Raw genomic sequence first — 13753 nt, forward strand, 5'->3', positions numbered from 1 at the left:
GCGCAAATGCTGATTCCGTAAAAATCTGTTTAGTTTTCTGAATTATCCGAATCAGATTTATAATTTGAGTTCTAAAATCGTGAACATAAATTATTTATATTGCAATAAAAATACTAACATATCATGAAAAAATTTCTCAAAGTACTATTGCTTGTAGTGGTTCTCGCTTTTTTGTATTTCGGATTTACGACCTATCCGAAGCTTGATTTGATTTCCGGTTTCTCTGCAAAAAGTGTAGCTTCCGGACATTTTATAGACAATCGACCGTTGGATTTAATCCAAAAAACAGACAATGATATCGACATGATTGATTTGGCGAAAAATTCAATTGATGATGCAGGAAAATTTGCTATTTCTTCTGTTTACGGACTTAAAGAAAGAAAAGCCATTTATCGCGAAGGTTTGGGAGCAACTTTGATTAATGATAATTATGATCTTTCAAAACCTTATCTGCTTCCTAAAAGAACGAAGCTCGAAAACAATCTTCCTTTCCCGTACGGAAATAAGGAACCAAAAGATACTGCATTTTCTAACGTTGATTATTCAAAACTGAAAAAAGCGGTTGATAATGCTTTTGATAAAACGGGTGCAAGAATTAAAAGAACTCGTGCTGTTGTGGTTTTGTATAAAGATCATTTAATTGCCGAAAAATACGATACAGGTTTTAATAAAGACAGTAAAATTCTGGGTTGGTCAATGACTAAAAGTATTACAAGTTCCGCTTTTGGAGTTTTGGCAAAACAAGGAAAAATTGATATTTATAAACCTGCTCCAGTTGCAGAATGGAAAAATGATGAACGCAAAATTATTACGCTTAATGATCTTCTTCATATGAATTCCGGTTTAGAATGGGAAGAGAATTACAGTACGATTTGTGATGCTACAAAAATGCTTTTTCAGGCTGAAGATATGGGGAAAGTGCAGTTGGAAAAACCAGCTCAATTTAAGCCCAACACACATTGGAATTATTCATCTGGAACAACAAACTTATTGTCTTTAATTTTAAGAAGACAATTTAAAACACAGCAAGAATATCTTGATTTTTGGTACAGCGCCGTAATCGATAAAATCGGAATGAACTCGATGATTGTCGAGCAAGATATGTCAGGAACTTTCGTAGGTTCATCTTACGGATGGGCAACACCAAGAGATTGGTCAAAATTTGGATTATTATATCTGCACAAAGGAAACTGGAACGGTGAGCAAATTCTAGACGAAAGCTGGGTAAAATATACAGCAACGCCAACAAATACTTCTGAAGGAAAATATGGAGCTCAATTTTGGCTAAACGCCGGAGGGAAATTCCCGGATGTTCCGCGTGATATGTTTTATTGCAGTGGATACCAAGGGCAAATGGTGGCGATTATTCCGTCTTTAGATATGGTGATTGTGAGAATGGGAGTAAGGGAAGAAGAGCCTGGATTTGATTTTAATGGGTTTTTGAAGGGGATAATTTCTTCAGTAAAAAAATAAAATTTAACCGCAAAGAGCGCAAGGTATAAAAGCGCAAAGTTCGCAAAGCTTAATTAAAAACTTTGCGAACCTTGCGTAAACCTTAGCGCTCTTTGCGGTTAAGAAATTCTACAAATCAAATCCTAAATTCACGCCTAATTTCATGGCAATGATTTTAGTAATTCTTTGTTTTAATTCTGGTATTTTGATGCTTTCGATAACGGCATTTGAGAATGCGTACATTAATAAAGCTTTAGCTTCTTTTTTAGGGATTCCTCGTGACTGCATGTAGAACATTGCTGTTTCGTCAAGCTGTCCAACCGTACATCCGTGAGAACATTTTACGTCATCAGCAAAAATCTCTAATTGCGGTTTTGCGTTAATCGTTGCTTTGTCACTCAATAAAATATTGTTGCTTTTTTGGAAAGCGTTTGTTTTTTGAGCTTCTTTTTCAACCAAAACTTTTCCGTTGAAAACTCCAGTTGAACGATCAGAGAAAATTCCTTTATAATCCTGGAAGCTCTCGCAGTTTGGCTGTGCGTGATTTACCAAAGTATAATGGTCAACGTGTTGTTTGTCATTTAAGATCGAAATTCCGTTTAACGTACTTGTTAATCTTTCTCCAAAATGGTAAAAGTTTAAGTTGTTACGAGTCAAGTTTCCTCCAAAAGAGAAAGTGTGCACATAAGCATGACTTTCCTGTTGTTGAGAAACATAAGTATTGTCAATTAAATTCGCTTCGCTATTATCGTTTTGAATTTTGTAATAATCAACAATTGCACGTTTTTGAGCAAAAATCTCTGTAACCGAATTAGTTAAAACTGGATTTTCATTCAAACTTTGGTGACGCTCGATAATTTGAACATGTGAATTTTCACCTACAATAACCAAATTTCTTGGCTGAACCATTAAAGCAGACTCGTTTCCAGTTGAGAAATACATGATCTCAATTGGTTTATCAGCAACTTTTTTCTTTGGAATATTGATAAAAGCACCTTCAATGGCAAATGCAGTATTCAATGAAGTTAAACTATCATCTTTACTTGCAATTTGGTTGAAGTACGTATCAATAACCATTTTATATTTTGGTTTTGTTAATGCCGATGACATTAAGCAAACATCGATTCCGTCATGCGTTGTAGAAGACAAATGCGAACTGAAAACCCCATCAATAAATACTAATTTATAAGTATCAATTTCGTGTAAAAAGTATTTTTTTACCTGATTGAATTCGATTGCATTTTCCTGCTTAGGAAAAACCGTAAAGTCATTTTTTAAGATGGCGTTTAGCGATGTGTATTTCCAAGCTTCTTCTTTTTTGGTTGGGAAACCTTTATTTTCGAAGTTTTTTAAAGCATTTGTGCGTATGTCATGTAAATCTGAATGTACATCGACACGCTCCTCAAAAGCCATAAAAGACGATACTAATTTTTCTTTTAAATCCATTTCTTTAGTTGTAAGTTATGAGTTATGAGTTATGAGTTTTTGCAAACTGTTAACTGTAACTGTAAACTAGTTTTCTGCTTTAATCCAGTCGTATCCTTTTTCTTCTAATTCGTAAGCCAATTCTTTTCCTCCAGATTTTACGATTCTTCCGTTGTAAAGAACGTGAACGAAATCAGGAACGATATAATCTAACAAACGTTGGTAGTGCGTGATCACAATGATTGCGTTTTTGTCGCTTTTCAATTTGTTTACACCATTTGCTACAATTCTTAAAGCATCGATATCAAGGCCAGAATCTGTTTCATCAAGGATCGCTAATTTTGGCTCTAACATTGCCATTTGGAAAATTTCGTTTCTTTTTTTCTCTCCTCCGGAAAACCCTTCGTTTAAAGAACGAGAAAGAAATTTACGGTCAATTTCTAATAATTCAGATTTCTCACGAATTACTTTCAGCATTTCGTTAGCAGGCATTTCTTCCTGCCCGTTTGCTTTACGAGTTTCGTTGATTGCAGTTTTCATAAAGTTAGTTACACTAACTCCAGGAATTTCTACCGGATATTGAAAAGAAAGGAAAACACCTTTATGTGCTCTCTCTTCAGGAGCTAAATCAGCAAGATCTTCTCCGTCAAGAATTACTTCTCCGTCTGTAACTTCATAATTTTCATTTCCTGCAATAACAGCAGAAAGTGTACTTTTTCCAGAACCGTTTGGTCCCATTATCGCGTGAACTTCTCCAGCTTTAACTTCTATATTAATTCCTTTAAGGATTTCTTTATCACCAATTGCGGCGTGAAGGTTTTTTATTGATAACATCTTATTTATTTGAAAATTTAGATAATTTGAAATTCGAAAATTTCAAGATTGCTATTTTTATTTTTTTTATTCGTAATGTCCTTTCAGGGAAATAATGTTTAATATTTCTATTGTGTTTTCATCTATAATTTCATAAATCAATCGATGCTCCTGATCGATTCTCCGAGACCATACTCCTGATAGGTTATATTTTAAAGGCTCAGGTTTTCCAATACCTTCAAAAGGACTTTCTTGAATTGCTCTTAATAATTCAGAAATTTTCTTCAGAATTTTTTTATTTCCCGATTTACTCCAAAAAGCTAAATCATTTTTTGCTTTAGTTGAAAAAACTATTTCCACAGTTTATCTATTTCTTCTAAAGTCATTTTAGTCCCTTTACCTTGTTTAAGTTCTTCTCTTGCTTCAAGAATCTCTTTTACAAATTCAGGATTATATGGTTTTTCGTTTTCTTCAACAATTTCAAAACCAAGAGATTTGGCCAGTGATTGAAAAACCGGAAAATCTTCCTTCTTTACATTTTTTAAGATGATATCCATATTTCTAATTTTTTATTACCCTACAGATCCTTCTAAAGAAATCTCTAATAATTTTTGAGCTTCAACAGCAAATTCCATTGGAAGTTTGTTCAAGACATCTTTACTGAAACCATTTACAATTAAGGCAATCGCTTTTTCAGTCGGAATACCTCTTTGGTTGCAATAGAAAACCTGATCTTCTCCAATTTTACTTGTAGTTGCTTCGTGCTCGATTTTTGCTGATGGATTTTTACTTTCAATGTAAGGGAAAGTATGAGCTCCACAGTTATTACCCATTAACAAAGAATCGCACTGAGAAAAGTTTCTTGCGTTCTCAGCTCTTGGCGAGATTTGAACTAAACCACGGTAGCTATTTTGTGATTTTCCAGCCGAAATACCTTTGGAAATAATAGTCGATTTAGTGTTTTTTCCTAAATGGATCATTTTAGTTCCAGTATCTGCTTGTTGGAAATTATTGGTTACAGCGATAGAATAAAATTCTCCTACTGAATTATCTCCTTTTAATACACATGAAGGATATTTCCAGGTTACGGCAGAACCTGTTTCAACTTGTGTCCAAGAAATTTTAGCGTTTGTTTCACATAAACCTCTTTTGGTTACAAAGTTGTAAACTCCACCTTTTCCTTCTTTGTTTCCAGGGAACCAGTTTTGAACGGTAGAATATTTAATTTCAGCATCATCCAAAGCAATTAATTCAACCACAGCAGCGTGTAATTGATTTTCGTCACGGCTTGGAGCAGTACATCCTTCAAGATAAGAAACGTAGCTTCCTTCATCAGCAATAACCAAAGTTCTTTCGAACTGTCCGGTTCCTGCCTGATTGATTCTAAAGTAAGTTGAAAGTTCCATTGGACATTTTACGCCTTTTGGAATATAACAGAAACTTCCGTCAGAGAAAACTGCTGAGTTTAATGCTGCGTAGAAGTTGTCTTTTTGAGGTACAACAGTTCCTAAATATTTTTTTACTAATTCAGGATGTTCTTTGATAGCTTCAGAAATTGGACAGAAAATAATTCCTTTTTCAGCTAAAGTTTTCTTGAAAGTTGTGGCAACAGAAACAGAATCGACAACAATATCCATAGCGACATTGTTCATCATTTTTTGCTCATCAACAGAAATTCCTAACTTTTTGTACATCTCTAATAATTCCGGATCAACGTCGTCCAGAGTTTTATTAGGATCTACTTGTTTTGGAGCAGAATAGTAAGAGATAGCCTGAAAGTCTGGTTTTTCGTATTGTACGTTTGCCCATTCCGGCTCGATCATTTCTTTCCAGGCACGGAAAGCCTCGATGCGCCATTCGGTCATCCATTCAGGTTCTTCTTTTTTAAGAGAAATAGCTCTTACAATCTCTTCGTTTAAGCCAATAGGGAAAGTTTCAGATTCTATATTGGTATAAAATCCGTATTCATATTCTTTAGTTTCCAGTTCGATTTTTAAATCGTCTTCGGTGTATTTGCTCATTATTTTGTTTATTGTCTAAAGTTTTGAAGTCTAAAATTCAAAGTCAATTTAAGTCATTATGACTTTATAACTTTTAGCTTTTGACTAAAGAGAGAATGATTCTCCGCATCCGCAAGTTCTGCTTGCATTTGGATTATTGAAAACAAATCCTTTTCCGTTTAATCCGCCAGAGAATTCTAAAATTGTTCCAGCTAAATAAAGAAAAGATTTTTTTTCTACAGCGATAGATATATCGTTGTCTACGAACACTTTATCGTCTTCGTTTTTGGTTTTATCAAATTTTAATTCATATGATAAACCAGAGCATCCGCCGCTTTTAACACCAACTCTTACGTAGTCGTGCGCAGCATCAAAACCGTCGTCTTTCATTAAGTCGATGATTTTCTTTTTGGCAGTATCAGAAACTTTTATCATTGTTCTTAGATGTTTATTTTTTAATGAGCATTTTGCAGCTGTAATGAATTTAGTACAGATTTAAAACGCTAATTTTCAATGTTAAATAGAAATTGTATGCAAAGATACGACTTAAAAACCTTTTTCCATAACGGTTCACATTATTATAACAAATGTTAAAATAGATATTACTTATTTTGACAAAATCAAGCCTTAAAAAAAAAGCTTAAAATTAGAATTTAGCAGTTTTTTCTTTTAAGCTACAAATCTCGTTTGTAAATGTTAAAAAACAAGTATTTATACTTATTATAAGGCGAATTTAATTGTTATTTTTGCAAAAAATTGTGAGTAATTATGAATAAACAAAATAAAATTGCTTGGTACAAACCCTTATTCATATTAATTTTTGTATTGGGTTTAGGAGCATCAGTATTAGTTTTTAGTAATGAACCTGAATACAATGTAAATAATGTTAAAGAAAATGATGGAGCAGAAGAATTCTTGTATGAAAATAAAGAGACAAAGGAACAAAAGAGTATTTTAGATTCTTTAATTACATTAAAAGCAGCTTATGATAATGCTATTCAGGAAAAAACTGCTTTATCTGAACAGTTGGAACTGGAGCGAAAAAATGTCGAAAATTTAATGGAGATTATAAAAGCTTCTGAAAATCCGTCAGTGGCACAGCTTAAGGTATTCAGATCACAGCTTTCGGATTCAAAAGTGTCATTAGAAAATAAGATGGCAGAAATTAAAAAGCTGAAATCACAGAATAAAAATCTATTGACAGAAATTGAAAGTCAAAATGTTGTAATGTATAAACAAAAGGCTGAAAATGACACTTTAATTTCGAAACAAAAGAAACTGGAATCGACCCTTAAAGATGCATCAAAACTTTCTTTGAGCACTTTTAAAGTTATTGCACTTCGCGAAAAAAATTCCGGAGCCGAACTGGAAACAACAAAGGCAAAGAATACAAAAAAGCTCAAAGTAAGTTTTATTGTAAACGGAAATGCAGTTGCCAAAACTGGAAAAAGAGTTTTTTACATTCAGGTATTAGATCAGAAAAATACAGTTTTAGGTGATAATAAACTGATTGAATTTGGAAACGATAAGGCTTTGGTTTACAGTTTTATAGTTAGCACAGATTTTCAGGGGAAATCGGTTAATGTTTATGGAATCCTGAATGCTGATGGAAATCCGTTTAAAAAAGGAACCTATTTTGTCAATTTCTTCGACAAACAGGAAATCATGGGAAGCGCTTCAATTACACTGGAATAATTTTTTTAAGCCTAATTTTTGGTAAAAGGAGTTTGTATTTCCTAGCTTTGTTGTATTAGAAAATCTTACTCATGAAACTTTACCCAATTGAATCCGGAAATTTTAAATTAGACGGAGGCGCTATGTTTGGCGTTGTTCCAAAAACAATCTGGAACAAAACAAATCCTGCCGATGCTAATAATTTGATTGATATTGCTGCGCGCTGTTTATTGATCGAAGACGGAAATCGGTTAATTTTGATTGATACAGGAATGGGAGATAAACAATCAGAAAAGTTTTTTGGTTATTATTCGCTTTGGGGATCTCATTCTTTAGATAAATCTTTGGCAAAATATGGTTTCAGTCGAGATGATATTACGGATGTTTTTATGACACATCTGCATTTTGATCATTGCGGAGGAAGTGTACAGTGGAATGCTGATAAAACGGGTTACGAACCCGCTTTTAAGAATGCAAAATTCTGGACCAATGAAAATCATTGGGAATGGGCGACAAAGCCTAATGCAAGAGAAAAAGCTTCTTTTTTATCTGAAAATATTCTGCCAATGCAAGAAAGCGGACAATTAAATTTTATTGAAAGACCTGAATCTGATTTTGGGTTTTCAAAAGAATTAAATTTCGACATTTATTATGTAGATGGCCACACCGAAAAGCAAATGATTCCTTACATAAAATACCAGGATAAAACGATTGTTTTTTGTGCCGATTTGTTAGCGACAGCGGGGCATATTCCGTTGCCGTATGTGATGGGCTACGATACAAGACCTTTGCTGACAATGCCGGAAAAATCAAAGTTCCTGAATTTAGCTGCAGATCAAAATCATTATTTGTTTCTGGAACACGATGCACACAATCAAATCATAACAGTTGAACATACAGAAAAAGGAGTTCGATTAAAAGAGGTTTTTACCTGCGAAGAGATTCTTTAAAGTATAATTCAAAAGATAAAAAAGTCCCGTTTTCAATATACTGAAAACGGGACTTTTAGTTAAACCTAATTGTAATTTTATAAACCTTAGTTTGTCTTAAACTTCCAAACCTGACCTACAGTTTCACCACCTTTATTGTCTTTGACAACAATTCTCCAGTAATATTGTGTTGTAGGTTGAAGTGTAACCGCAAATGATTTTGAACTTGCATTCTCACTTACTTTAGCTGTTGGCGGATTTGCAGTTCCAAAATAAACATCATAAGTCAAAATATCCGCAGTATCAACATCAGAAGCATTCCAGGTTAGATTTGCAGATGAAGTACCAATGGCTGCGTTTATTTCAGGAGCAATCAATTCCGGCGCAAAAGGTAAATGATTTACTACAGCTGTTCCGGCAGTATAAAACTTAAATGTTGAAGAATAGGCGCTAGACAAACCTTTGCTATCAGTTGCTTTAACTCTCCAGTAATAAGCTGTATTTTTCTCCAATGCTAAAGCACTTGTTGAAAGAGAGGAATTGTCAAGCGTATTCACGATTTGAGCAAACCCGTTATCTTTTGCAATTTGGATCTGATATACGATTGCATCTTTTTGTTCGTCAGTCGAAGCATTCCACTGAAAAGAAACATTGTTATCTAAGCATAATTTATTGTCAGCAGGAGCAGCTAATACTGGTACAGTAGGAGCTGTGTTTGCTGCAGGCGGATTAACAGGATCGTCTCCGCCCCCGCTTCCACAGGCTGCAAATACTAAACAAATTATTGATAAAAATATAGAATTCTTCATTTGTTATTTTTTTATGATTTTAATGTATTCCGGAGTTTCTAAATTGATTTTAACAGCATAAATTCCTGATGGTAATTTTTCAAGATTTAAAATTGCTCTTCCACTTTCAATATTATAAGTTCCGTGAGAAACCAATTGGCCTCCAAAATTGTACAGCTCAATTGCAACTTCAGTTTTTGTACTTGGAATTTCGATTTCGATACTGCCAGAAGTAGGGTTTGGATAAGCCGAAAGCATTGTTCCTAATTCAGAAGAAGTTACATTTTTGGCAAATATACCTTCGCAAGCTTTTGCGGTAGCAACTTCAACTAATCCGGCTTTATCTAAAGCAACTGTGAAATTTGTATCTGTTGTCTGGAATTGTTCTGTACCATTAACAAATACTGTAAAAGGAGCAGTTCCTTCAGTAATTTCAACATTTACTGTTTTAGCGCTTAGATTAGATTTTCCTGTCGTAGTTGCAGCTTTTTGAATTGTAAAATTGAAATTCTGTTCAAAGTTTTCTTCAGAAATGGTAACAGAGATCGTATAAGTACCAGGAGCTAAACTTGCTATTTTTAGGCTGTTATTGATGAATGAATATGTTTTTCCACCCATAGTTGCTACATAAGCATAAGATCCTTTTGCTGTAATGTTAATTTCTCCATTGTTTTCGCCCTGACAAGATTCACCTTTTGTTTCAACAGTAAAATTGTCATTTGGCAACACAAGAGCAATACCACAATTAGTATTATAAGAAGCCGTAGCATCTTTTTTGTTAACCATTTTTGTATTGGCAACGGTTGCATCATCAACCTGTATACAAGTTAAATTTGGATTGTTTATAAAGTTTAAGTAATAGTCACTTTCGTAATACTGGCTAAAAGCAGTATTATTGCCGTTTTTAATATTTAGTGATACTAAATTATTTGAGCTGCAATTTACAGCTGCAAGTTTTTTGTTTTTTGCAAGATTTAAAGACGTCAATTTATTCTCAGGGCAATATAATGTCCATAAATTGGTATTGTTAGATAAATCTAAAGTAGTCAATTGATTTTTACTGCATGAAAACTGTGATAAGTTTGTATTTGCAGACACATTTAGAGTTGTTAATAGATTGTTGTCGCATCCAAATTGTATTACAGAAGTTACTTTAGAAATATCCAAAGTTTTTAGTCGGTTATTCCCGCAGAAAAGGTAATTTATATATTTGTTGTTTGACAAGTCTATGCTTTCCATTGCGTTATTGGCAAAATTTAAATAGTTTAAATTTGGATTTGCTGTCAGATTTATACTGGTAAGTCTATTGCTGTCAGCATATAAATAGAAAAGTTTCGGATTTTTAGAAAAATCTAAAGAGGTCAATCTATTGCCTTGACAGTTGACAGTATTAAGCTCTGGATTTTTAGAAAAATCTATTTGAGGCAATACATCATTATATCCGCAATCGAATTTTGTCAATAAAGTATTTTTAGAAATATCAACTTTAAGTAGACGATTACCTGCGCAATTTACATCTGTCAAAGCAGTGTTTTTAGAAAGATCTAATATCGTCAAATAATTATATCCGACATATAGTTTTTCAAGTGCTTTAAAGTCTTGTATTCCTGTTAAATCTTTTATTGGAGTGGTTTGTATGTTTGTAGCTTCTGTTAGAATTAATTCTTTTACAGAAGAAATACTAGACGTTAAGACAGCTCCATTAACACCATCTTTATCGATACCAAGAGCAATTAATTTAGTCTCAAAATTGGCATCGGGGATTAATGTAAAACTATTTGCATCACAAACTGTTGAGTAAGAAGCATTAATTTCCTTTGCATTTGCCCAATTAGTATCAGCAAAATCCTTGTTGTCAACCTGGATACAAGTTAAATTTGGATTGCTTTTAAAGTTTCCTGCAGTACTATTTTGCATTTTCGAATTGTTTCCGTTTTTCAGGTTTAAGCTGAATAAATTATTTGAAGAACAATCAACTTCTGTTAATGCAGTATTTTTTGAAAGATCTAAATTTAATAATTGATTTGATTTGGCATTTAATGTTGTGATTGAAACATTTTTTGTCAAATCAATCATTTTTAAATTATTCGAAGAAATATTCAATTGTTTTAAAGAAACAAATCCTTCGATTCCGGCAAGGTTTGAGATAGAACTTGAAGATACATCCAAAGTTGTAATTGATGAAACGCTGGAAGTTAATACTTTACCATTTTTTCCATCAGTATCAATTCCTAAAGCAATTAGCTTGTTTTCGAAATTAGAGTCAGGAATTGTAACAAAAGTATTGCAAAGTGTATTGTAATTTGCTGTAGAATCTTTTAAAGCAGACCAGTTTATGTTGGCATAGTTTTCATCATCTACCTGAATACATTTTAAAGTAGTATTGTTCAGAAACGAAGAAGTCGTTTTGTTAAGCAAAGTGTTTTTGCCATTTTTCAAATCTAAACTAACAAGCTTATTGTTTGAAGCATTCAAAGAAGTTAGAGAAGTATTTTTAGATAAGTCTAGAAATAATAGCTGATTGTCTTTACAGTTTAATGTTTCTAAACTAGTAAAGTCCTGGATTCCGGTTAAGTCAGAAATGCCACTTCCGGAAACATCAAGAGTTTTAATCTGGGCAATGCTTGCGGTTAATACCTGACCATTTTTACCATCAATATCAATTTTTAAAGCAATTAATTGATCTTCAAATTTTGAATCAGGAATAAGTGTAAATGGCCTGCAGTCTACAGAAAAGTTGGCCCATTCATCTTTTTTAGTACTCCATTTTTGATCTGCATTAGCTTTATTGTCAACAGAAATACAAGTCAGACTTAAATTTTTTAGTAAAGAGACGTCCAAAGCAGCATTGTTGCCATTTTTAAGATTAAGATCATAAAGCAGCTTGTTGGATGTAATGCTGGCATATGTCAATTTTGTATTTTTAGACAAGTCTAAGCTCTCAATTCTACTTCCTCCAAAATATAAAGAAGTTAATGCAGTGTTTTTAGAAAGATCAAGGCTTTTTAAAGGAACATCTCTAGAAGAGAATAACTGAAGCTTTGTGTTGCTGCTAAGATCAATTTCTGTTATTTGATTAGAATCAATCGTTAACTGTTCAAGCAATAAGTTTTTGGTTACATCCAGTTTGGTTAAAGAATTATTGTGAACAGCCAATCTGGTTAATTTTGTGTTTTGTGTTACATCTATAGTTGTAATTTTATTTAAAAGACAATCCAAAGCAACAAGTTCCTTGTTATTAGAAAGATTTAGCTCTTTTAGCTCATTTCTAGAACAGGCTAGCCCGGTTAGTAAAGTATTTTTTGATAAATCTAAACTGGTTAATTTGTTTTCATAACATTCTAGCGTCTTTAAATTTGGCTGATTAGTAACGTCTAAAGTCGTTAAACTATTAGTGTATGCTCTAACAAGTTCTAATAAAGTATTTTTAGAAATATTTAATTCGGTCAGTTTAGAACCCTGACAGCTTAAATTCTTTAAAAGTGTGTTTTTAGATAAATCTATTGATGTAATTGCGTTATAAGCAAAGTTTAAATCTGTAAGAAGTGGATTTTGAGTTAAATCTAAACTGGTAATTTTATTATTGTAACAATTAAAATCAACAAGCTCTTTGTTGTTTGAGATAGTAATAGAAGTTAATTGATTAGACTCAAATTTTAGCGTTTTTAGTTTAGTGTTTTTAGAAACATCCAGCGTTGTTAATTTGTTGGTTCCAAAATTTAAATTCTCCAGCTCAAGATTATTAGAAACGTCTAAAGCCGTTAATGCATTTGAGCTAACGTCTAAGTTTTTTAGTTTTAAATTTTTAGAAACATTCAAAGTAGAAATTTTACCTGTATTTCCTCTAAAAACTAAACTTTCAAGAGCGGTAAAATCTTCAATTCCAGTTAAATCTTTGATATTCCATGTATAGTATGAAACGTCTAAAGTTTTTATTGACGAAATGTTGCGTGTAAGTACTTTTCCATTTACCCCATCTTTATCAGCTCCAATATAATTTAAATAGCTTTCGAACTCTCGATCTGGAATTATAGTATATTGTTCTTCGTTAACATCAACCATAGAAACATTATCAACCAAAATTTCAGAATTAAGACTTCCATAAGTATAAATGTCAACTTCAATATTTTCAGACACAGTTGCCGTATATTGAAATTCAATTTTTCTCCATTCTGTAGCAGAAAAAGTGAAATCTGAGTTTTTAATTATTTCTGTTTTAAACGTTCCTGGTTTATGGTATAAACTAACATCGATAGAAGAAAAAGTACCTTTTGCAAGTTTATGATACAGTGTAACTCTGTACGTTTTACCAGCCGTTACAGGAAAATAGTCCGTATTAATAAAGTTAAATGTTCCGCTGGCAACCATCATGTTAATGCTTGATGTACCATTTTGAGCAACAGTGCTTTTAGAGATGTAACCACTAAAATACTGAAACCAATTATCTGGTTTAGATGACACAGACCAGGTTTCGAAATCTCCATTCGGAACTAAGTTGGTTTGTGCATAAATAGAAAAATTTGCCAGTAACAGCAACAAGAGTAGTTTTGTTTTCATAGAATAAGTTTAGAATTAGGTCGTCGCAATTTTAAGCTATTAACATGAAGATTCCTTACGGGAAGACGTAATGACGTGTTATTTGTTGTTTTTCATACATTTAATTAATTATATA

At 32.8% G+C, this 13753-nt stretch carries 11 protein-coding genes; 3 read left to right on the forward strand and 8 right to left on the reverse strand.

Features of this window, described 5'->3' with window-relative positions; genetic code table 11:
• The first annotated feature begins 123 nt into the window (after positions 1-123).
• Positions 124-1473, forward strand: coding sequence for a serine hydrolase domain-containing protein (locus HYN56_RS06050; protein WP_109191356.1), 1350 nt, complete (start codon positions 124-126; stop codon positions 1471-1473).
• Positions 1474-1581: 108 nt separating this feature from the next.
• On the opposite strand, the gene sufD is transcribed toward HYN56_RS06050, so the two are convergent.
• The 6 genes from sufD to HYN56_RS06080 form a co-directional block, all read right to left on the reverse strand.
• The gene (gene sufD, locus HYN56_RS06055) at positions 1582-2898 is read right to left on the reverse strand and encodes a Fe-S cluster assembly protein SufD (RefSeq protein ID WP_073413408.1); all 1317 of its coding nucleotides are present in this window, start codon (positions 2896-2898) and stop codon (positions 1582-1584) included.
• A 66-nt stretch (positions 2899-2964) separates the two neighbouring features.
• Positions 2965-3711, reverse strand: a complete 747-nt coding sequence (gene sufC / locus HYN56_RS06060; RefSeq protein WP_008466070.1) for a Fe-S cluster assembly ATPase SufC — start codon at positions 3709-3711, stop codon at positions 2965-2967.
• A gap of 66 nt (positions 3712-3777) precedes the next feature.
• Positions 3778-4050, reverse strand: coding sequence for a Txe/YoeB family addiction module toxin (locus tag HYN56_RS06065; RefSeq protein WP_109191357.1), 273 nt, complete (start codon positions 4048-4050; stop codon positions 3778-3780).
• A complete protein-coding gene (locus HYN56_RS06070; RefSeq protein ID WP_109191358.1) occupies positions 4041-4247 on the reverse strand; it encodes a DUF2683 family protein in 207 nt (68 codons plus the stop codon). The genes HYN56_RS06065 and HYN56_RS06070 overlap by 10 nt, the downstream gene beginning before the upstream one ends.
• Positions 4248-4262: 15 nt before the next feature.
• The gene (gene sufB, locus HYN56_RS06075) at positions 4263-5711 is read right to left on the reverse strand and encodes a Fe-S cluster assembly protein SufB (protein WP_109191359.1); all 1449 of its coding nucleotides are present in this window, start codon (positions 5709-5711) and stop codon (positions 4263-4265) included.
• Positions 5712-5795: 84 nt separating this feature from the next.
• Positions 5796-6125 carry a HesB/IscA family protein gene (locus HYN56_RS06080; RefSeq protein WP_091490468.1) on the reverse strand — a complete coding sequence of 110 codons (330 nt, stop codon included), beginning with the start codon at positions 6123-6125 and terminating at the stop codon, positions 5796-5798.
• Between the two features lie 333 nt (positions 6126-6458).
• Here HYN56_RS06080 and HYN56_RS06085 point away from each other — a divergent pair, with 333 nt between their 5' ends.
• Positions 6459-7385, forward strand: a complete 927-nt coding sequence (locus HYN56_RS06085) for a hypothetical protein (protein WP_109191360.1) — start codon at positions 6459-6461, stop codon at positions 7383-7385.
• A gap of 71 nt (positions 7386-7456) precedes the next feature.
• Positions 7457-8314, forward strand: a complete 858-nt coding sequence (locus tag HYN56_RS06090) for an MBL fold metallo-hydrolase (protein WP_109191361.1) — start codon at positions 7457-7459, stop codon at positions 8312-8314.
• Positions 8315-8400: 86 nt separating this feature from the next.
• Here the strand turns inward: HYN56_RS06090 and HYN56_RS06095 are convergent, their stop codons facing one another.
• A complete protein-coding gene (locus tag HYN56_RS06095; protein WP_109191362.1) occupies positions 8401-9102 on the reverse strand; it encodes a glycoside hydrolase family 78 protein in 702 nt (233 codons plus the stop codon).
• Between the two features lie 3 nt (positions 9103-9105).
• Positions 9106-13638: a T9SS type A sorting domain-containing protein gene (locus tag HYN56_RS06100; RefSeq protein ID WP_109191363.1), complete on the reverse strand. Its 4533-nt coding sequence runs from the start codon at positions 13636-13638 to the stop codon at positions 9106-9108.
• Positions 13639-13753: the final 115 nt, after the last annotated feature.

It is taken from the genome of Flavobacterium crocinum (genome assembly GCF_003122385.1).
GTDB classification, from domain to species: domain Bacteria; phylum Bacteroidota; class Bacteroidia; order Flavobacteriales; family Flavobacteriaceae; genus Flavobacterium; species Flavobacterium crocinum.

Coding starts and splice junctions, on each gene's coding strand:
- HYN56_RS06080 (WP_091490468.1), bottom strand. CDS start 6,125: ATGATAAAAGTTTCTGATACTGCCAAAAAGAAAATCATCGACTTAATG.
- sufC (WP_008466070.1), bottom strand. CDS start 3,711: ATGTTATCAATAAAAAACCTTCACGCCGCAATTGGTGATAAAGAAATC.
- HYN56_RS06085 (WP_109191360.1), top strand. CDS start 6,459: ATGAATAAACAAAATAAAATTGCTTGGTACAAACCCTTATTCATATTA.
- sufD (WP_073413408.1), bottom strand. CDS start 2,898: ATGGATTTAAAAGAAAAATTAGTATCGTCTTTTATGGCTTTTGAGGAG.
- HYN56_RS06050 (WP_109191356.1), top strand. CDS start 124: ATGAAAAAATTTCTCAAAGTACTATTGCTTGTAGTGGTTCTCGCTTTT.
- HYN56_RS06095 (WP_109191362.1), bottom strand. CDS start 9,102: ATGAAGAATTCTATATTTTTATCAATAATTTGTTTAGTATTTGCAGCC.
- HYN56_RS06100 (WP_109191363.1), bottom strand. CDS start 13,638: ATGAAAACAAAACTACTCTTGTTGCTGTTACTGGCAAATTTTTCTATT.
- sufB (WP_109191359.1), bottom strand. CDS start 5,711: ATGAGCAAATACACCGAAGACGATTTAAAAATCGAACTGGAAACTAAA.
- HYN56_RS06070 (WP_109191358.1), bottom strand. CDS start 4,247: ATGGATATCATCTTAAAAAATGTAAAGAAGGAAGATTTTCCGGTTTTT.
- HYN56_RS06090 (WP_109191361.1), top strand. CDS start 7,457: ATGAAACTTTACCCAATTGAATCCGGAAATTTTAAATTAGACGGAGGC.